General features: G+C 61.5%; 21 protein-coding genes. 9 read left to right on the plus strand and 12 right to left on the minus strand.

The window, feature by feature from the left end:
- Position 1 precedes the first annotated feature (1 nt).
- From ubiE to tatC, 7 genes are all read left to right on the plus strand, one after another.
- Positions 2-754 (plus strand): bifunctional demethylmenaquinone methyltransferase/2-methoxy-6-polyprenyl-1,4-benzoquinol methylase UbiE, encoded by a 753-nt coding sequence (gene ubiE, locus A11A3_RS01475; protein WP_008927486.1) that lies wholly within the window; start codon positions 2-4, stop codon positions 752-754.
- The gene (locus A11A3_RS01480; protein WP_008927487.1) at positions 751-1416 is read left to right on the plus strand and encodes a ubiquinone biosynthesis accessory factor UbiJ; all 666 of its coding nucleotides are present in this window, start codon (positions 751-753) and stop codon (positions 1414-1416) included. Before ubiE ends, A11A3_RS01480 begins: the two co-directional genes overlap by 4 nt.
- A complete protein-coding gene (locus A11A3_RS01485; RefSeq protein WP_008927488.1) occupies positions 1416-3020 on the plus strand; it encodes an AarF/UbiB family protein in 1605 nt (534 codons plus the stop codon). The genes A11A3_RS01480 and A11A3_RS01485 overlap by 1 nt, the downstream gene beginning before the upstream one ends.
- Before the next feature lie 95 nt (positions 3021-3115).
- Complete coding sequence (locus A11A3_RS01490) at positions 3116-3451, plus strand: phosphoribosyl-ATP diphosphatase (RefSeq protein ID WP_008927489.1); 336 nt, start codon at positions 3116-3118, stop codon at positions 3449-3451.
- Positions 3452-3483: 32 nt separating this feature from the next.
- Positions 3484-3717, plus strand: coding sequence for a Sec-independent protein translocase subunit TatA (tatA, locus tag A11A3_RS01495; RefSeq protein ID WP_008927490.1), 234 nt, complete (start codon positions 3484-3486; stop codon positions 3715-3717).
- Positions 3718-3741: 24 nt separating this feature from the next.
- Positions 3742-4089: a Sec-independent protein translocase protein TatB gene (gene tatB, locus A11A3_RS01500; protein ID WP_008927491.1), complete on the plus strand. Its 348-nt coding sequence runs from the start codon at positions 3742-3744 to the stop codon at positions 4087-4089.
- Positions 4082-4846 (plus strand): twin-arginine translocase subunit TatC, encoded by a 765-nt coding sequence (gene tatC, locus A11A3_RS01505; protein WP_008927492.1) that lies wholly within the window; start codon positions 4082-4084, stop codon positions 4844-4846. The genes tatB and tatC overlap by 8 nt, the downstream gene beginning before the upstream one ends.
- 31 nt (positions 4847-4877) lie before the next feature.
- On the opposite strand, the gene A11A3_RS01510 is transcribed toward tatC, so the two are convergent.
- From A11A3_RS01510 to pip, 5 genes are all read right to left on the minus strand, one after another.
- Complete coding sequence (locus A11A3_RS01510; RefSeq protein WP_237738803.1) at positions 4878-5813, minus strand: alpha/beta hydrolase; 936 nt, start codon at positions 5811-5813, stop codon at positions 4878-4880.
- Positions 5792-7621, minus strand: a complete 1830-nt coding sequence (locus tag A11A3_RS01515) for an Lnb N-terminal periplasmic domain-containing protein (RefSeq protein ID WP_008927494.1) — start codon at positions 7619-7621, stop codon at positions 5792-5794. Before A11A3_RS01515 ends, A11A3_RS01510 begins: the two co-directional genes overlap by 22 nt.
- Before the next feature lie 88 nt (positions 7622-7709).
- Positions 7710-8195 carry a DUF3015 domain-containing protein gene (locus tag A11A3_RS01520; RefSeq protein ID WP_008927495.1) on the minus strand — a complete coding sequence of 162 codons (486 nt, stop codon included), beginning with the start codon at positions 8193-8195 and terminating at the stop codon, positions 7710-7712.
- A 175-nt stretch (positions 8196-8370) separates the two neighbouring features.
- A complete protein-coding gene (gene dtd, locus A11A3_RS01525; protein WP_008927496.1) occupies positions 8371-8808 on the minus strand; it encodes a D-aminoacyl-tRNA deacylase in 438 nt (145 codons plus the stop codon).
- Positions 8805-9728 (minus strand): prolyl aminopeptidase, encoded by a 924-nt coding sequence (pip, locus tag A11A3_RS01530; protein ID WP_008927497.1) that lies wholly within the window; start codon positions 9726-9728, stop codon positions 8805-8807. The genes dtd and pip overlap by 4 nt, the downstream gene beginning before the upstream one ends.
- Between pip and A11A3_RS01535 the strand changes: the two genes are divergently transcribed.
- The gene (locus tag A11A3_RS01535; RefSeq protein WP_008927498.1) at positions 9727-10182 is read left to right on the plus strand and encodes a Cif family virulence factor; all 456 of its coding nucleotides are present in this window, start codon (positions 9727-9729) and stop codon (positions 10180-10182) included. The two genes, pip and A11A3_RS01535, sit on opposite strands and share 2 nt — an antisense overlap.
- A 33-nt stretch (positions 10183-10215) precedes the next feature.
- On the opposite strand, the gene glnG is transcribed toward A11A3_RS01535, so the two are convergent.
- The 6 genes from glnG to A11A3_RS01565 all read right to left on the minus strand — a co-directional run bounded on the left by glnG (position 10216) and on the right by A11A3_RS01565 (position 16879).
- A complete protein-coding gene (glnG, locus tag A11A3_RS01540) occupies positions 10216-11649 on the minus strand; it encodes a nitrogen regulation protein NR(I) (RefSeq protein WP_008927499.1) in 1434 nt (477 codons plus the stop codon).
- Positions 11650-11707: 58 nt separating this feature from the next.
- Positions 11708-12817 (minus strand): nitrogen regulation protein NR(II), encoded by a 1110-nt coding sequence (gene glnL, locus A11A3_RS01545; RefSeq protein WP_008927500.1) that lies wholly within the window; start codon positions 12815-12817, stop codon positions 11708-11710.
- 134 nt (positions 12818-12951) lie between these two features.
- The gene (locus tag A11A3_RS01550) at positions 12952-13743 is read right to left on the minus strand and encodes a DUF4124 domain-containing protein (protein ID WP_162136906.1); all 792 of its coding nucleotides are present in this window, start codon (positions 13741-13743) and stop codon (positions 12952-12954) included.
- 158 nt (positions 13744-13901) lie between these two features.
- The gene (glnA, locus tag A11A3_RS01555; RefSeq protein WP_008927502.1) at positions 13902-15308 is read right to left on the minus strand and encodes a glutamate--ammonia ligase; all 1407 of its coding nucleotides are present in this window, start codon (positions 15306-15308) and stop codon (positions 13902-13904) included.
- 230 nt (positions 15309-15538) lie between these two features.
- Positions 15539-15790: a sulfurtransferase TusA family protein gene (locus A11A3_RS01560; protein ID WP_008927503.1), complete on the minus strand. Its 252-nt coding sequence runs from the start codon at positions 15788-15790 to the stop codon at positions 15539-15541.
- A 3-nt stretch (positions 15791-15793) separates the two neighbouring features.
- A complete protein-coding gene (locus A11A3_RS01565; protein WP_008927504.1) occupies positions 15794-16879 on the minus strand; it encodes a tRNA (5-methylaminomethyl-2-thiouridylate)-methyltransferase in 1086 nt (361 codons plus the stop codon).
- Positions 16880-17016: 137 nt separating this feature from the next.
- Here A11A3_RS01565 and A11A3_RS01570 point away from each other — a divergent pair, with 137 nt between their 5' ends.
- Complete coding sequence (locus A11A3_RS01570) at positions 17017-17973, plus strand: metallophosphoesterase (protein WP_008927505.1); 957 nt, start codon at positions 17017-17019, stop codon at positions 17971-17973.
- On the opposite strand, the gene A11A3_RS01575 is transcribed toward A11A3_RS01570, so the two are convergent.
- Positions 17974-19812 (minus strand): sulfatase-like hydrolase/transferase, encoded by a 1839-nt coding sequence (locus A11A3_RS01575; RefSeq protein ID WP_008927506.1) that lies wholly within the window; start codon positions 19810-19812, stop codon positions 17974-17976.
- Positions 19813-19856: the final 44 nt, after the last annotated feature.

Raw genomic sequence — 19856 nt, forward strand, 5'->3', positions numbered from 1 at the left:
CATGAACGACGACAACAAGGTCACGCACTTCGGTTACCAGCAGGTACCCTGGCAGGAAAAGCAGCAGAAGGTGGCCGGGGTATTCCGTTCTGTGGCGGGCAAGTACGACGTCATGAACGACCTGATCTCCATGGGCAGCCACCGCCTGCTCAAACGCATGACCATCGAGCTGGCCGGCGTGCGGCCGGGCCACAAGGTGCTGGATCTGGCCGGCGGTACCGGCGACCTGGCAATCAAGTTCTCCCGGCTGGTGGGCGAAAACGGCCAGGTGGTGCTGGCCGACATCAATGACGCCATGCTGGCGGTGGGCCGTGACCGGCTGTTCGACGCCGGCTGCAGCCATAATACCCAGGTGACCCAGGTCAACGGCGAGTGCCTGCCGTTCGAGGACAACAGCTTCCACTGCGTGACCATTGCCTTCGGTCTGCGCAACATTACCGACAAGGACGCGGCCCTTCGTTCCATGCTGCGCGTACTCAAGCCCGGTGGCCGCCTGCTGGTGCTGGAGTTCTCCACGCCGGTCAACAAGCACCTGGCCAAAGCCTACGATGCCTATTCCTTCGCGGTCTGGCCGAAGCTCGGCAAACTGATCGTCAACGATGCCGACAGCTACCAGTACCTGGCCGAGTCCATCCGCATGCATCCGGACCAGGACACCCTCAAGGGCATGATGGACAACGCCGGCTTTGCCCGCAGTGAATACTTCAATATGCTCGGCGGCATTGTCGCCCTGCACAGGGGATTCAAATTTTGAGCCTCAAGGATCAATCCCGCTCTCCCGGCCTGATTTCCACCACCGCCCTGGCCACGGTGGAGCGCGCCATCAACACCGCCCTGCGCTCGGACCCGGCCACCGCGGAGAGGCTGGCCGTGCATGCCGGCCGACTGGTGGCCATCGAGGTGACGCTGCCGCCGCTGGCGGTATTTGCCCTGATCGTGGAAGACGGCGTGGAGCTCTATCACCGCAGCGATGCCCAGGCTGACGTGAGTGTCAGCGGCAACCCGGTGGACCTGGCCGCGGTCCTGCTGGATTGGCGCACCCGCCCGGGTCTGATTGGCGGGCCGGTGGCCATCAACGGCAACCGGGAACTGCTGCAGGACCTGCAGGAACTGGCCCGCGAGCTGCAAATAGACTGGGGGGCACTGCTTGAGCCGATCACCGGCTCGGAGCTGGCCCAGCAACTGGACAGCGGCGCCCGCCGGCTGTTCGGCTGGGCCCGCCAGGCCGCCAGCCGCCTGGGCGAACAGCTGGGTGACTACATGGCCAATGAATCCGGCCTGACACCAAGCCGCCGTGATGTCTATGAATTCGGCCAGGATGTGGATGAGCTGCGCATGGACGTGGACCGCCTGGAAGCCCGCATCCGCCAGTTGCGAAATCGCATGACCCCCACCGAAGAAGGCCCCCGCCACTGATGCTGCCTCTGACCCGCATACTGGTAGTCACCCATGTGGTGTGCCGTTACCGCCTGATTTCCCTGCTTCCGCCACACCCGGCCCGTGGCCTGTTGCTGATCCTGCAGTTTCTGGTGCCTTCCAGCTGGCCGGGCACCGGCAAGCTCAGCGAGGGGGAACGGCTGCAGCTGGCCCTGGAAAGGCTGGGCCCGATTTTCATCAAGTTCGGCCAGTTGCTGGCCACCCGCCAGGACATGCTGCCCCCGGAATGGACCGCCGCCCTGGCCCGTCTGCAGGACCAGGTGGCACCGTTCGATGGCGAACAGGCCCGCGCCATTGTGGAGTCGGAGCTACCGGAACCCTTCGACCAGGTATTCAGCCACTTTGATAATGTGCCGCTGGCCTCCGCCTCCGTGGCCCAGGTCCATGCGGCCACGCTTCACAACGGCCAGGAGGTGGTCGCCAAGGTACTGCGCCCGGATATCCGCCCCACCGTGGAAAGGGACCTGAAGGTGATGGCTTTTGGTGCCCGTTGGCTGGAAAGACTGTGGGCGGATGCCCGCTATTTCCGCCCGGCCCAGGTGGTGCGCGATTACCAGGATATTATTCTCGGCGAACTGGACCTGGCCGCCGAGGCACGCAACAGCGAGGCCATGCGCCGTCACTTCCTGTTTAGCCCATTGCTGTATATCCCGGCCATTCACACCTCGCTGTCCACCTCCAGACTGATCATCATGGACCGCATCTACGGTATCCCGGTCAATGATATCGAGCGCATCCGGGCCGCTGGCATCGACCCGAAAGTGCTGGCGGAACGGGGTGTGGAGATCTTTTTCTCCCAGGTATTCCGCTTCAACCTGTTCCATGCGGACATGCACCCGGGCAACATTTTCGTCAACCCTGAGCACCCCGAGTCACCCCAGTACATGGCCGTGGACGCCGCCATCGCCGGGCGGTTGTCAAAGGACGATCTGAACGTGCTCGGCCGCATGGTGCTGGCGGTGATGCGCGAGGATTACAGCGCCCTGGTGGACGCCGTGATCCGCGCCGGCTGGAACACCAGCCCCATCGACCGGCCACGCTTCGAACGGGCCGTGGTGGACCTGGTGGAACCGGTGCGCTCGGCCCAGCTCGACCAGCTGGAGTTTGCCCCGCTGGTGATGAAACTGTTCGACCTGGCCCGCACCCACCATATCGAAATGCCGGTGCAGTACATCCTGCTGATGAAGACACTGGTGCATATCGAGGGGCTGGGCCGCAGCATCTACCCGCAGCTGGATATCTGGAATACCGGCCGGCCGTTGCTGGAAGCCTGGATGCTGGCTGAATACGGCCCGTCCGCCACCCTCAAGAAACTGCAGAATCGGCTGCCCGAATGGACGGCGCAACTGCCAGACATGCCCGACCTGCTGCGCGACGGTCTGGAAAGCCTGCGCGACCTGCCCTACCAGCAGGATCGACTGGAAGCCCGACTGGAACAAACGCTAATTCGTCATCGCCACAAGCTGCTGGCCGGCCTTGCCGGGCTGGCCACCGCCGGGGCCGCCCTGTGGCTGGCCAGCCCGGCCAGCTGGCCACTGGCCGGCGCGGCCGTGCTACTGGTGGGTTGGAGCTGGCGGCGCTAGACTGTGTGGCCTGACAGGGCTGCTACAGGGGCCTGCAAACACAGGTGCCCGATAGACGCAGACACCACCGCCGACCACCAACAAACCGATAAACTATGTCAGATATTCTCAGCGAGCTGCACCAGGTACTGGAATCACGCAAGGGCGCCGACCCGGACAGCTCCTACGTGGCCAGCCTCTATGCCAAGGGCCTCAACAAGATCCTGGAAAAGGTCGGCGAGGAAGCGGTGGAAACCATTCTTGCCGCCCGCGATGCGGAAGTGAGCGGCGATCACCAGGCCCTGATCAGTGAAACCGCGGATTTGTGGTTCCATAGCCTGGTGATGTTGGCCAAACTGGGGGAACACCCGGACAAGGTTCTGGCAGAGCTGGAACGCCGCTTTGGCCTGTCCGGCCATGACGAAAAAGCCGCCCGCCAGTCACGCCACTGAGCACGGCATTCAAACACTATCGGAGAGAGCCCATGTTATCCGGCATCAGCATCTGGCAGTTACTGATCCTCCTGGCCATTGTCGTCCTGCTGTTTGGCACCAAGAAGCTGCGCAATATCGGTGGTGATCTCGGTGGCGCCGTCAAAGGCTTCAAGAGCGCCATGAAGGAAGGCGAGCAGGAGCAGGAACAAAAACGCCTGGCCGACGACGAGCAAGACGGCAAGGCCAGCCAGACGCAAAGCGACAAGAACAAGGATCAGGCCTGACGCCCACCCCCTCGGGAGGTTTCCATGTTTGATATCGGCTTTGCCGAGCTGGCGCTGATTTTTGTTATCGGCCTGGTGGTACTGGGCCCCGAACGTCTGCCCCAGGTCGCACGCACGCTGGGCCTGTGGATGGGCCGTGCCCGCGCCACATTCAACCACCTGCGCAACGAGCTGGAACGCGAAGCCCTGACCCAGGACATGCGCGAGCGCATGGAAAAGCAGATGCGCGAAATGGGCCTGGATGAAGACAGCATCCGCCAGGCCAAGGACAGCCTGAGCAAACCCGACACCGCCGGCGAGCACAGTATCCTGCCTGAAAAACCGGACTCGACGAAGCAGGATGCCAAACGGGACACGTCCAGCCATGACTGACGCCCACAACGATAACGGCCAGCCCCTGATGGCCCACCTGCTGGAGCTGCGCAATCGGCTGCTGCGTTCGGTACTGGCGATCTTCGTGATCTTCCTGTGCCTGTTCTATTTTTCCCGCGAGCTTTACACCCTGGTGGCCAAACCACTGATGGACGCCATGCCCGCCGGCACCCACATGATTGCCACCGGCGTGGCCTCGCCGTTTCTGGCGCCGTTCAAGTTAACCCTCTATCTGAGCATCTTTGTGTCCATGCCGGTGATCCTGCATCAGGCCTGGGCCTTTATCGCGCCGGGCCTGTACCGCCATGAAAAACGCCTGGCCGTGCCGCTACTGACCAGCAGCGTGGTGCTCTTCTATGCTGGCACCGCCTTTGCCTACTTCGTGGTCTTCCCGCTGATGTTCAAGTTCTTCACCACCATTGCCCCGGAAGGCGTGGCGGTGTCCACCGACATCAGCAGCTACCTGGACTTCGTTCTGGCCCTGTTCCTGGCCTTCGGTTTCGCCTTCGAGCTCCCCATTGCCATTGTGCTGCTGGTGGCCACCGGCATCACCACGGTGGAAAAACTGGGCAGCGCCCGGGCCTATGTGGTGGTCGGCTGCTTCGTGATCGGCATGCTGCTGACCCCCCCGGACGTGATCAGCCAGACCCTGTTGGCAGTGCCCATGTGGTTACTGTTCGAGGCCGGTCTGCTGGCGGCCCGGCTGGTGCGCAGGCCACCCGCAGAAGAAGCGGATGGACAGGATCTGCAGGAATAAAAAAGGCCGCATAAAGCGGCCTTTTTTTTATTCAGAAGCGGTAGGCGTCGGTTGCCGCACCCGGTTCCGCGGTAGCATCCGGTACCGGATTGGCCGGCGGCGGGCTCGACGACGGTGCCGGCGGCGCGGCGGCGCAGTTATGGCGATCCAGAAAATCGATGATGCGCTGCTGTACAGCCGGGTCACGGGTGGCCTGGATATGGCCGCCCCGTAACCGCTGGAAGACCTTGGGCTGCCCGGCGGCGGCGAACAATTCCTGCCCCTGACGGAAGGGCACCACCGGGTCATCCTCGCTATGCATTACCAATAACGGCGTCGGCGCAATACCGGCTACCTGATTGACCGGGTCCAGTTCCCGGGACGGCATGGCCGGCACCACCAGCCAGCGCAGCGGCCACAGCAACCAGCTGCGCTTCATCACATCAGAGGTAATATCCTTGTAGCTGGCGAAGGAGGCCTCCAGCACCACGCAGTCGGCCGCCCCGTCATTGGCGTCTTCTCCCAAGACCCGGGTGGCCATGGCCGCCCCCAGGCTCTGGGCAAACACAATCAGCGGCTTGCCCTGGGTGCGATCGGCATGACGCAACCAGTCCAGGCCCAGCTGGATATCATCAAACACTTCCGGCAGCTTAGGTTTGCCCTCGGACAGGCCATAGCCCCGGTAATCGAGCAGGAAAACGTTATAGCCCCGTGCCGGCAGCCACTGCACATTGCCCAGATGGGTGCTGATGTTCTGGGCATTGCCATGCAGGAAATACACGGTGCCTTTCACCGGCCCCTGGGCCGGCAGCCACCAGCCATCCAGACGCAGCCCCTTGGGGTGGATCAGCACCACGTCCTCATAGCTGAGCCCCTGGTTTTCCGGGTTCTGTACCCAGGGTTTCATGGGGTAGAAAAACAGGCTGCTGCAGCCGGCCAGCCCCGTCACAAGCAGGGCCGCCAGCGCTAATCGATATACCATCGCCATTGCAGTTTGAACTCGTCTTCACCGCCACCTTGCCAGTCATCTCGTTCGAAGACGGCGCGCAACCCCTGCTGGCGGGTCAGTGCCCATTGCACGGCCAGCTGAGAGGTGTAGCGGTATTCACCATTGGTAAAGTAATGCCCGATTGTGCCGAGCTGTCCTTGCCAGGCTCCGCGATGATACAGGATTCCGCTCTCCACACCGGCTCCCGGTGTGACAAAACTGGAGAACTCGCTGTTGTTTTCCACCCGCAGGCTGCCCAGCAGATAGGGTTGCAGCGCCCCCAGTCGCCAGCTGGCGCCGGCGCCACCCTGCACATAGCGGGCCAGGCGATAACGGCCGGCCCAGGCCCGTTCAATACCGCCTTTCACGTCCCAGCTGATCGGCTTGATAAAGCGGTCACGGGGCGCCAGCGAACGAATGCTGACCACATCCAGATCCTGCAGCTTGGCGGCCCCGGATTCGGTGCTGCGCAGGGTCATGCCCAGGCCCTCGATCTGCGCGCCGCGCAGGAATCCATAGGCATTATCGAGCAGGTCGTGGTAGGTGAAGCGGTAGGTCAGTTCGCCGAAATCATCGCTCTCGTGCTGGCCACCGGCCACCGCCCGCATCTGGGTGCCATGGCCCTTTTCCGGTGCTTCCACGTGGGCCGGCACCGGCGGCTCGGTGGCCGGCAGTTTGTTCATCAGGGTCAGCAACGCGAAGGAGCGCCCGGCCACCTCCTCGGTGCGTGCTTCCTTGCGATGTATCAGACGCAGGTAGCGGTAGGCCAGCTCCGCCATGATCGCCTGTTCACCCTGGCTGGCCGACGTGAAAGCATCACCGTTCGCCAGTGACGGGTCATCGGCAAGCCGGCGCGCCAGGGCCTGCTGGTCGCGGCTCAACCGCCGACGCAGCACATCCATTTCCACCGCCTTGGAGGGCCGGTAATGGCGTGCCGTGACAAAGCCTTTCTGATCCAGGGTGCGCACGGTATTGACCGGCACTTCCGCCAGCCGCAAGCCGTCCAGCAGATCCGCGCCCGGCCGGGCCACCTCCACCAGTTCCAGCAGGCGGAAGGAACAGTTTTCATCAAAGAAGTAGTAATCGAAATTGATGTCTTTCAGTTCCCAGAGATGATCGATCATCCAGTCGATCTGCTGCGGGGTCAGATCCAGGGTGTATTCCCACATGTCCCGATTTTCCATGTGGGAGTATTCCTGGATTTTCTTGACGTAGGGCACCAGGTTGAAACGGCCGGGATAGCCACCGGCCAGCCCCCGGTAGATATACAGCAGGGAATTGTCCTTGCCGGTGGTCACGGCCCCGAAGTTGACCGCCCAGGACAGCCAGACCGCATCATCATCGCCCTGGTCCAGGCGCAGCAGGGTATGACCGAACATGGACGACGGGCTGTTCAGATAGGAGGCCGGGAACACCAGCACCGCCCGTTTGGCATGCACGGCCTGGCGCCATTGCAGGTAATCAGGGCACTGCGCAAACGGAGCCGGGTCCTGCCAGCCGAGCTGGCCGGCAATAAACCGATAGCGGGCGGGGAAACGGCAGCGGGCCGGACTGTCGGCCGGCTTGAGCGCCTTGATGCTGGCCTGCAGTTCCGCCTGCGGGTCGCTGGCACCGTTATCGGCAAAGAAAAAATGCTTATCGTCCACATAGCTTTTGTGACGATCGCGCAGGGTGGCGCCGGGGTTGATATGCAACAACGCCTGCCAGCGCGGCATGGCGGCCATATCCTGAATGGAAGGCGTCGAAGAGGCAGCAGCAATAACCGGCAAACACCAGCCCAGCAGCACACACAGCAGTCCAGTGCGCATCAGGAAAAATCCGTTAATACCGGGCGCAACGGGCGCCCTGAATAGAAGGCCCCGCCAGAAGGCGGGGCCGGGGGTCAGCCTGTCAGGTTCAGGCGGTGACGTACTTGGACAGGGTGCTGTCCTTCTGCATGACCTGGTTGATATGGGTCATCACGTCGGCAGCCGTCACATCCTGGTTGGGGAAGATGGATGCGAAGTTTTCGTGCATGACCGCGTTGAAGTGGTCACGGTCCTGGCTGGGAATACCCATGGACATGGACAGGGCCGTCAGGGCTTCGCCCTGGCCGGTGGCCATATCCTGTGCCACTTCTTCCATCACACCGTTCATGGCCAGCAGGCTCTGACCGCTGTAGGTCAGGGAACCGGAGGTGTCACACCCGTTGGTACCGGTAGTCATACCGAAGGTGGCGTTACCGGACGTGCCGTTAACGATGGTGGCCAGCAGGTGCATGGGCATGCCGGATTTGCCTTCAAACAACATGTTGCCCCAGCCACAGCCCGGACCACCGGGAGCGACCGCAAACGCGGTGGTGGAAGAGCCAAGCAGCGCGGCAGCGATAAGAATCTTTTTCATCCGTGGTACCTCCAAGTTTTTATATCAATCATCCCTGGGAATGTATCCGTGTCCCTTCCCGATCCCGCAGGCCAGGTCAGCGGCCGGATCCCTCATTCCCGCCGGTTCCCAAAGAAACGGCTTTTGTCATCATAAACAAGGCCGGCCCCTTTGCAACATAGTCGTCACGCCCGTATCACAACTCCAGCATAAAGGTCACCGGCCCGTCATTGATTAGGCTGACCTGCATGTCCGCAGCAAAGATGCCGGTGGCCACGCTGATACCAAGGGCCCGCAGATCCGCCAAAAAGGCCTCGTAAAGCCGCCTGCCCTGCTCAGGTGATGCCGCCTTGGAAAAACTGGGCCGGCGTCCCTTGCGGGTATCCGCCGCCAGGGTGAACTGGGAGACCACCAGCATGGCGCCCCCGGCCTCGCGTACATCCAGGTTCATCTTGCCCTGGGCATCCGCAAATACCCGATAGCCGGCCAGCCGTTCAGCCATGCGCGCCACCAGCGCCTCATCATCGTGATGCTCGATGCCCACCAGCACCATCAGGCCGGCGCCGATTTCTCCCACGCAGTCACCGGCCACCTGCACACTGGCCTGGCTGACACGCTGCAATAACACTTTCATGAACGTAGTCCTGTTGCGATACGCGCCACCGCCGCCACCAGCGCCTCGGCAATGGCCGGGTCCGCACTGGAGTGGCCGCCATTGTCCACCCATTGCAGGCGGCTGTTTGGCAGCACCCGATGCAGGGCCCAGGCCTGCTCCGGCGGGCAGACATAATCCCGGCTACCATGGATGATTTCCACCGGCATGGTCAGCGCCTCGCAACCGTCCAGCAGGGGCCGGTCGAGAAAGCCGCCATGGATGAAGTAATGTGCCTCCTGGCGGGCCATGCACAACTCACCATCTTCCGCCGCACCGGGCGCGGCCAGGTTCATCAGTGCCAGCGTACTCTCCCAGTTACACCAGGGGCGGGCATAATCGCGGGCCTGCTCGCCGATGAGGGCCCGATGATAGCGCTCCAGCACCGTGCCCGGCCCCGGCGGACAATGCGCCAGCAAAGCCTGCCAGGCCTCGGGAAACAAGCGGGCCGCGCCCTGTTCACCATACAGCCAGTCCAGGTCTCGGGGGCGGCAGAGAAACACGCCGCGCAGTACCATGGCGGTGACCCGGCCGGGAAAAGCCTTGCCATAGGCCAGCGCCAGGGTGGACCCCCAGGAGCCACCAAACAGCATCCAGCGGGACAGGCCCAGATGCTCGCGCAGGGTTTCCAGATCCTGGCAGAGTCGGTCCGTGCTGTTATGGTCGGTGGACGCCAGCGGCAGACTTTTGCCCGCGCCACGCTGGTCGTAGAGAATGATACGAAACCGTTGCGGGTCAAAAAAACGGCGCAGAAAGGGCGAACAGCCACCACCGGGGCCGCCATGCAGCACCACCACCGGGATGCCGTCCGGGTTACCGCTTTCTTCCACGTAAAGCGTGTGCCCCTGCCCCACCGGTAGAAAAAAATGATGTCGACAGTCGAGGGGAGCAAACAGCGCCATGAAGATACCACCGGGTTTTGGCAAAGCCTCAGCATACCTGCTGCTGGTCACCCTGCAACTGCTGCTGGGCGGCTGCGAAAAAAGCGCCCCGGAAGAGGAGATTCGCCAGGCACTGACGGAAATCGAAAACGCCGCCGAGGCCGGAGATACCGGCACCTTGATGGATTATCTGGATGACCGCGCCCAGTTGCAGCGCCATGGCCACGAACTGACACGCCAGGAAATTCAGCGGCTGCTGATGGGTATCATGCTGCGTTACCGGCATCGACAGGTCACCTTTACCAATATCCGTATCGAGGTGGACCCGGTCACCCTGACACAGGCCCGGGTGCAACTGACGGCACTGGTGTGGGGCGGTCGGCAACGGCTACCGGAGTCCGCCGATACCTTTCAGGTGGACAGCCAGTGGCAACGCGATGGCCAATGGCGAATCCGGCAAGTGAGTACCCGGTGACGCCCGGGCGGAACCTGTTAACAGGCCCGAGCCCTAGTCGTCGCCATCCGCACTGAGCTGGCTTTCCATATCCAGCTCCTTGATCTTGCGAGTCAGGGTATTGCGCCCCCAGCCCAGCAGCGCGGCGGCATCCCGTTTGCGACCGCCGGTATGCTGCAAGGCCACCTCGATCATGGTGCGCTCGAAGCCCGGTACCGCCTGCTCAAGGATGCTACGCTCGCCCTGGGAAAGCGCCCGGTCCGCCCAGTTACGCAGAGACTTGAGCCAGTCGCCGCTGACATCGGCGGTCTTGCCGGCGGTAGCCTGCTTGAGTTCCGGTGGCAGATCATCAACCAGCACTTCCCGCCCGGAAGCCATCACCGTCAACCAGCGGCAAGTGTTTTCCAGTTGCCGGACGTTGCCGGGCCAGCCCTGGGTGGCCAGATACTTTTCCGTGTCCTTGTGCAGGATCTTGGCTTCCACGCCCAGTTCATTGGCGGCACGCTGCAGGAAATAGCCGGCCAGGCGCGGGATATCCTCGCGCCGTTCCGCCAGCTTGGGAATGTGGATACGGATCACATTGAGACGATGGAAAAGGTCTTCACGGAAATCACCGTCCTTGACCAGCTTTTCCAGGTCCTGGTGAGTGGCGGCGATGATGCGCACATCCACGTGGATTGGTGTGGTGCCGCCCACCCGGTAGAATTCGCTTTCCTGCAGCACCCGCAACAGACGGGTCTGGGCCTCCAGCGGCATGTCACCGATTTCGTCCAGAAACAGGGTGCCACCATTGGCCTGCTCGAAACGGCCCACGCGCTGGTTGTTGGCGCCGGTGAAGGCGCCCTTCTCATGACCAAACAGCTCGGACTCGATCAGATCCTTGGGGATGGCCGCCATGTTCAGGGCGACAAAGTTCTTTTCCCGACGCATGGAATGACGGTGCAGGGCCCGGGCCACCAGCTCCTTGCCGGTACCGGACTGACCATTGATCAGCACCGTGACATTGGAGTGGCTAAGCCGGCCAATGGCGCGGAACACCTCCTGCATGGCCGGCGCTTCACCGATGATTTCGGTGGGCGCCTCTTCCACTGCTACCGGGGCTTCGCCGCGGGATTCCTCACGATGTTTGATGGCTCGTTTGACCAGCGCCACCGCTTCATCCACATCAAAGGGTTTGGGCAGGTATTCAAACGCCCCCCCCTGATAGGAGGCCACCGCCGAATCCAGATCCGAGTGGGCCGTCATGATGATCACCGGCAGGTCCGGGTGCTTGCGTTGCAGAATCTTGAGCATGCGCAGGCCATCGGTGCCAGGCATGCGCACATCACTGATCAGCACATCCGGCTCATCCTTGCCTTCTTCCAGGGTATTGAGGGCTTCGTCGGCATCCTCGAAACAGGTAATGGCATGGCCTTCCTGGCTCAGAGCCTTTTCCAGCACCCAGCGAATGGAGCGATCATCATCAATTACCCAGATGCTAGTACTCATTGGCTCCACTCCCGCAACACTGTAACCGTGATTATCTGGCGCATGGCTTTTGAGGCGCTCATGGCTCACTACTCTCCGTTAATTCCGGCTGCTCCATGGGCAGCAACAGACTGAATACGGTTTTACCGGGCTCACTCTCGCATTCGATCAGGCCCTGGTGCTGGCTGATGATCGACTGGGCAATGGACAGCCCCAAGCCGGAACCGTTGGCCCGGCCACTGACCATGGGGTAGAACAGGGTTTCCTGTATCTCCTCGGCAATCCCCGGCCCGTTATCTTCAATATCCACGCGCAGCACCAGCCGGTGACGCTGGGCACCGATGGTGAACTGGCGCAGCACCCGGGTACGCATGACGATGGTGGCCTCGGGCGTATGCGACTCAAGCAGGGCCTGCACCGCATTGCGGATCAGGTTCAGCAGCACCTGAATCAGCTGGTCCCGGTCAGCCACCACATCCGGCAGACTGATGTCGTAGTCTCTGACAATGGCCACCCCTTCCGGGTGTTCCGCCAACAGTAGCTGGCGCACATGCTCCAGACATTCATGCACATTGACCGGCATGAACAGGGGCGGCTTGCGCGGCCCCAGCATGCGATCCGCCACCGAGCGCAGCCGGTCCGCTTCGTCGATGATGACCTTGGTGTATTCGGTCAGCTCCGGTTCCGGCAGGGCCCGCTCCAGCAATTGGGCGGCACCGCGAATGCCCCCCAGCGGATTCTTGATTTCATGGGCCACACCCCGCACCAGTGCCCGGGTGGCCTGATGCGCATGGATCAGGGCCTCTTCACGGGTAATGCGCAGCAAACGGTCCAGGGACTGCATCTCCAGCAGCAGGCTGAGCGGCTGCCCGGGCTCGTTGATCGGGCTTACCGAGTAATCCACCGTGATCTGATAACCCGGCGCCACCATCAGCCGCGCCTCCCGACGGGTAAAGGGATGCTCGTCCTCAATGCACTGATTGAGGGCCTGACGGGCTTCCTCGTCATCGAAAAAATAGTCGGGCAACACCTGGCCGATGATTCGCGAGGCACTGGTCGCCAACAGCATTTCCGCCGCCGGGTTGAGGTAGCGCACACGCAGCGAGGCATCCAGCATCACCACAGCCGTGCGCAGGTGGTCCAGCAGACGCTTGTGCAAGATCGAATCACTCATCAGAAATTGGCCCATAACAGGGCATAAGCAATTATCAGGCCACCTGTGAGATGGGCGTCATAGCCCCGCCACAGGGCGCAGGCGCACCTATTGGGCAGAGCATGCCATGAAGTGTAGCGATATCAGGGAAAGGAGTGCACCAATATGGTTCACCGAGAGGAAGTGTTGCGCCGATTGCCACCATTACTGATCACATCGACGCGCTTGGCGGGCTCACCACGGTTCGCCGCGCCGCCTACCGGCGCCGCCCCACCCACCTGAGCCGCACCACCGACCTTGGCAGCCCCGCCCCGGTCTGCGGCGCCGCCTACCGTCGCCATGCCATCATTGCGATGCAGAATGCCATCACGGCTTTCGTAATCACTGACAGTACTGCGGTGCACGTAGATTTCGATCATATCCGAGCTGATCAGTACCTCGCCATTTTTGCCCAGCACTTTGACCTGAAGATTGTGAACGCCCCGCTCCGGCGCGCTCAACTTCATGCTCTGCTGCTCGATACCATTATCAAACAGCACCAGACGATCGCCCTGCTGCAAATCCGGCGTCAGAGCCACAGCAACAGATACCGCCTCATCGGGGTTACGTATGGTGGTTTCATTTTCCGGACTGGTGATAGTCAGGCTGCCATAGTCACGATGAGGAGCCTTCTTGTCATCGTTATCCGCGGCAGGAGCCACCTTGCGGGCAGGCACTTTGGTCGTCTCGACCGTATTGGTACGGTTGAGCTGCACCGCTTTTGCCTCGCTGCCATGGGGCGGCTTATCGGTAAAAACCGTATTGCCATTCTCATCGGTTACCTGGTAGATCGTCGACGCTGATTGCTGGGTATCCGGCCCCTCCCGGGTCGATTCGTCCGCCCAGGCGACCACACTCATAAGAAGGGCCAGCAACACCATTGCACCACGCCACACCATCTTTCCTGCGCCACCTGTTTTCACCGGTCTCTCCCGTCGTTGTTCTCTCCTGATTCTGACCAGCCCCAACGGCGTTGGAAAGGGGCAAATGCACAAATTGGCATTTTCACGACCACCGACGGGCATAAAAAAAGCCCCCGACCAGCGGGGGCTTTTCCGTTGCCTCTTTCCCGGAAGGGAAATTAGCAGCTGTAGTACATGTCGAACTCGACCGGGTGCGGAGTCATGTTCAGACGCTCGATCTCACCACGCTTGAGGGAGATATAGCCATCCAGCATGTCCTTGGTGAATACGTCGCCTTCGGTCAGGAAGTCCATGTCGGCTTCCAGGCAATCCAGCGCCATGGTCAGGGTATGCGCCACGGTGGGGATGTCCTTGGCTTCTTCAGCCGGCAGATCGTAGAGATCCTTGTCCATGGCATCGCCCGGGTGCAGCTTGTTCTTGATACCGTCCAGGCCAGCCATCAACAGGGCCGCGAAGCACAGGTAAGGGTTGGCGGACGGATCCGGGAAGCGCGCCTCGATACGACGAGCCTTGGCGTTGCTCACGAACGGAATACGGATGGAAGCGGAACGGTTACGGGCGGAGTAGGCCAGCATTACCGGCGCTTCGAAGCCCGGTACCAGACGCTTGTAGGAGTTGGTAGAGCCGTTGGTGAAGGCGTTCAGGGCACGGGCATGCTTGATGATGCCACCGATGAAGTACAGGGCTTCGTCGGACAGACCCGCATAGCCGTCGCCGGCGAACAGGTTCTTGCCGTCCTTGCCCAGGGATACGTGCACGTGCATACCGGAGCCGTTATCACCGATCAGCGGCTTGGGCATGAAGGTGGCGGTCTTGCCGTAGGCGTGAGCCACGTTGTGTACGCAGTACTTGAGGATCTGTACTTCGTCAGCCTTGGCGGTCAGGGTGTTGGCACCAACACCGATCTCGCACTGGCCCGCGGTACCCACTTCATGGTGGTGCACTTCGATGTTCAGGCCCATGGACTCCATGGCGGAACACATGGCGCCACGCAGGTCGTGCAGGCTATCCACCGGCGGAACCGGGAAGTAGCCGCCCTTCACGCCCGGACGGTGACCGATGTTGCCACCTTCGAAGTCTTCATGGGAAACCCACGCCGCTTCTTCAGAGTGGATGTTGTACATGGAACCCTGCATATCGGATTTCCACTGCACGGAATCGAACACGAAGAACTCGGGCTCCGGGCCGAACAGCGCGGTATCGGCGATCCCGGTGGACTTCAGGTAGTCTTCTGCACGCTTGGCAACGGAACGCGGGTCACGCTCGTAACCGGTCATGGTGGACGGCTCGAGAATGTCGCAACGCAGGTTGAGGGTTGCCACGTCAGTGAACGGGTCCAGCACGGCGGTGGAGTCGTCGGGCATCATGACCATGTCGGACTCGTTGATGCCTTTCCAGCCAGCGATGGAAGAACCGTCGAACATTTTGCCATCGGTGAAGAAATCTTCGTCGATTTCACCCACAGGCAGAGTTACGTGCTGCTCCTTACCACGGCTATCGGTGAAGCGCAGGTCCACCCATTTCACATCGTTGTCTTTAATCAGTTTGAGGGTCTTCTCAGACATTGTCTTGCGTCCTCCTAAGGAACAGCGGGTTTGTCTCTACTCTCACGCCACCCTGAACACAAAGAGCAACGCAAAGAGCCGGTATTCTCAGGCACAGGGCCCACTTTGCCAATAGGGGAGCAATTATCATGCCAGCCCTTTTTTGGCGCATTGGCCGCCCGAGAGCGCCTGACAGGGCCTTATGCCCCAAAAGTGCGCACTACTTTTGTGCGTCGCACCTTCTTTGTGCACTAAAACAGTGCGCCATTATCCTCTCCGACACGCAACACCACGAATACCTCGTTGCCTTGCTCGCCGGTCTCCAGCACTTCGTGCCCGTTAATGCGGCACCAGGCCGGAATATCATTGAGCGCCCCCGGATCGGTGCATACCACTTTCAGGGTGTCGCCGGTGGCCAGGGTGCGGATCCTGTTCTGGGTCTTGATCACCGGCATGGGGCACAGCAGCCGGCGCACATCCAGTTCATGGACGGTATCGTTCATCGCTTACCCCACATTCCAGGCCGGCAGCACCGCTTCCGGATGCGCCGGCGCCACGGTCACCTGCCGGGCCACGCCATCGGGCTGGCGGATTTCCAGCGTCACCTCGTCCATCACCCGGCCCTTGGAATAGCGCGCCACGATGGCCGCCGCCTGGGCGAGCTCCTCGTCACTGTGGAACTGGCCATCCACCAGGGCCAGAGGCCCCGGACAACTGACCGTGGTGATGCTGGTGAACTGATAACGGTAGCCTTCCAGAAAACGGTTCTCGCCTTCCTCACGGCTGATGATCAACTTGTAGTGCGGTTGCGGGCGAATATGGCGGCCCACTTTCAGCAGCATGATGTCGTCCAGCTCATAGCGGCGCTCGTTGCGGGCCTTCCACAGGTCCGCCAGCTTGTTGGAGTAGGATTCATCGGTGAGGAAGCAGCAACCACCGGCGGGCTGGGCAAACTCCTCCAATCCGAAGCGCTTGGCCAGGGCCATCTGCGGCTTGCGGTTACGGCCGGAAAAATCGTACAGCGCCTCGCGGTCCACCCAGCCTTCCCGCTCCGGCAGGGTGGCAGGCAGATTCCTGGCACACAGGGGCCGCAGCAAGCGGTCATCCGCACCGGACTCCTGGCTGATGATGGGCATGGTTTCCTTGCGCTGACTCTTGGGCCGCTGGCCGATCACCTCGCCGGTGATGATGAAATCGAAACCGCGATCGCCAGCCAGCTCCCGGGCCTTGTTAATCATCAGGGTGGCCTGATTGACCATGAAAATCTTGCAGTCCAGGCAGGGATTCAGGTGGGCGCCATAGCCATGCTTGGGGTTGAGCACCACATCCTTGTACTCCTCGGAGATATCCACGATGTGCAACTTGATGCCCAATTGCTCGGCCACCCACAGGGCGTTGTTGCGCTTTTGTTTTTCCTGGTCCTTCTTGCGGATGGCATGGGTATGGCCTTCCACGCAGAAGCCGGTGAAGAAATTGACCCCCTCAACCTCAATCCCCTGCTCCTGCATCACCTTCACGGCCAGCATGGAATCCAGCCCACCGGACACCAGGGCAATGGCGCGGCGCTGAATCGGTTGAGTTGCCTCAGTCATGATTAAACCTGCGAAATGCTCAAAATTTGGGCGGCGAAGTATAGCAATCCCGGCCCGGCGACGCATCCACAGCCTGTCATGGTGCTGTCATCCCCATTCGCCAGACTGGCCGGCCACTCTTAACGGACGCATACCGCATGGGACGCCGTCTGCGCACGCTTGTGCTGCTCTTGCTGATCCCCCTGTCGGCCCTGGTGCTCACCTGGTGGTGGCATGTACCCCATGGTCCCTGGCTGATTCACAACCAGCCCCTGGCCGGGCAGAAGATCTGCGTGATCGGCGACGGCGGCTGGGGCAATGACGCCAGCCAGGCCATTGGTCGGGCACTGGTGACCCTGCAGTGCGACCAGGTGCGCTATCTGGGCGACCTGGTGTACCCCAGCGGCATACAGAGTGTGGACGACCCGTTACTGAAAGCGCGCTTCCTCGATCCACTCAAGCCCGCCCTGGACGCCGGCATCCCCGTCTATCTGGTGCTCGGTAACCACGACTGGAAGGGCAATGCCCGGGCCTGGCTGACGCTGGCACGGCAAAACCCGCTGATCCATTTCCCCCATTACTACTATTTCGAACAGTGGCCGGATGCCTGCGCCTTCAGCCTGGAAACCACCTGGCTGGAAAAATGGTACTACCTGCGTCGCCAGGGCAACTGGCTGGACAGCGCCCTGAACAACGCGCGCCAGCATCACTGTCGATTCAGCCTCGGCTTTGCCCACCATCCGCTGGTCAGCAGCGGCTCCCATGGCGAAGCGGGGCCCAATCTGCAACTGTCCCTGAACGACCGCCTCTTTGGCCGTCTGGATCTGTACCTGAGCGGCCATGAGCATATTCTCTCCGATGAGGGCAGCTACCAGGGCACCCGGCAGCTGATTTCCGGCTCCGCCAGCATCAACAATGATCTCGGCCTGCCCAGCCAGGAACAGCGCTTTACCCGAGCCACCCACGGCGTGCTGACCCTGGTGCTGCATGACGACAATGGCACCATGACCGCGGACTACCGTTTCTACAGCGTACTGGGCAATCCCCGGGAACCGCTCATCACCCTGCTCTGGCAGGGCGACAAGGTCGGCCAGGGCATCCGCCCGGCGCCCTGATTACTTGCGATAGAAGCGGGACATGTCCTGCAACACCTTCACCAGGCTGCTCTGGTGCCCGGCTATCACTGCCTGGGCATCCGCCACCGGCTGGTCGTCGGCGGTGGTCACCGCGGTATCGGACATGCCGCCGGCACGCAGGGGCATGCAGATCTTGTAGTCCGGGCCGATGTAGGCCAGCGAATTCCAGTTGGCGGCCAACCGGTAGCGATCATGGTCCGCCGCCAGCATGTTGTGCCCCACCGTGTAGTCGCCACTGGGGTTGGTGACACCCAGCAACGGCATCAGCGTGGACACCAGATCCAGATGACTGGTGGGATAGTCATGCACGCCCTGCCCCTGGCCGGGGATCCACAGCACAAAGGGCACATGAATCTGGGCATTATGCAGCTCGGAGTTGTGACCCCAACGGGACACATCCATGAACTCCTCACCATGATCACCGGTGATGATGATGATGGTGTCCTTCTTGAGCTGGTGCTCACGCACGTAGTCAAACACCCGGCCCAACTGCTGATCCAGGTGATGCACCGCATTGATATAGCGGTTCTTGATCTTGCCGATATCCCGGCGCACCTCGGCGGAATCGGTCTGCGCGTAATTGAACTCCTTGAGGTAATCCGGGCGGATCACACTCTCCGGCGGGAAGTAATAACGGGCATGGGGCGAATTGAAGAACATATAGGCCAGCCAGGGCTGATCACCGGCTCGGGCCTGGTCCATGAACCCCAGCAGTTGCCTGACGTTGTGGCGGTCCGCCTTCCAGCTGAGCTGGGTGTCCACGTGCAGCTTGTCGCCAGGCACATTGACGAACACCGTCTTGTCGAATTCCGGATAGGTCAGCTTGGAGCTGGCGTAGATACCCAACCGGTAGTGACGCTGCTGCAGCTGATCCATCAGCACCGGTGAACGGCGCGCATCCAGAAACGGAAACCAGTAATTGCCCGGCAAGCCATAGAACAGGGAGAACACGCCCATGCGTGTGCCATTACCACCACTGTCATGGTTGGTGAAGCGGTGCGCCTGCTGCGCAAACTGCCACAGGTTGGGCATGATTTCCGGAGTCAGCATGTCCGCACGCAGGGATTCGGACACCAGCCAGAGAATATTGGGCGAGGACGCATCTGCTGCGGTCTGAATCGGATGAAGCGGATAATCCAGCGCCCCGGTTGTGTGAATGGTGGCATTGGGGCTGCGTTCGGCCTCAATACCCAGAGAGGCCGCAAAGCTGCGCACACTGATGGGAATGAACAGCGGCACATCCCTGGCGGTCATCAATACCGGCTGCCAGGCAAGGATGCGCCCGAACCCGTAGGAAAGCTGCACCCCGCACAGCAACAGGAAAAACACCGCCAGCAGGTAACGGCGACGCCCTGGCACCGCGGCCTGGCCCAGCAGGCGCTTGAGCAGCCCGTAAAGCACCACCTCGGCCACCAGAATCGCCATCACCAGCAGCACCACGCCCAGCACGCTCTGGTCGGAACCCCCCATGGATTCCACACCTCCCGGTGTCGTGATCAGATTCCAGACAAAGCCGTTGAAGTGGAAGCCGTACAGATCATAAATACGCAGATCCGCATACAGGGCAATCACGGTCAGTGTCGCCAGCAACACCGACAGAGCCGCCGTAAGGCGCGGCAGTCGATGGGCTACCAGCCAGCTCAACAGGATAGCCGGGGAAAGAAACAGCAGGGCATAAAGCAGGGAAGCGGCCAGAGAAAAGGCCACGCCGGCGGCGCCCATGGCAAAGCTGTCGGCCATGGTTCTGGCCAGCATTAGCGCCAGGATCAGCACATTGGCCAGCAAGAACCAGCCTGTTGCACGCTGTGATGGGGTCATAGAGGTACCCTGCTCGTGGATTTTCCGGAACAGGGCAGCCTAGG

Origin of the sequence: Alcanivorax hongdengensis A-11-3, from assembly GCF_000300995.1 — a bacterium.
Classification (GTDB): Bacteria; Pseudomonadota; Gammaproteobacteria; order Pseudomonadales; family Alcanivoracaceae; genus Alcanivorax; species Alcanivorax hongdengensis.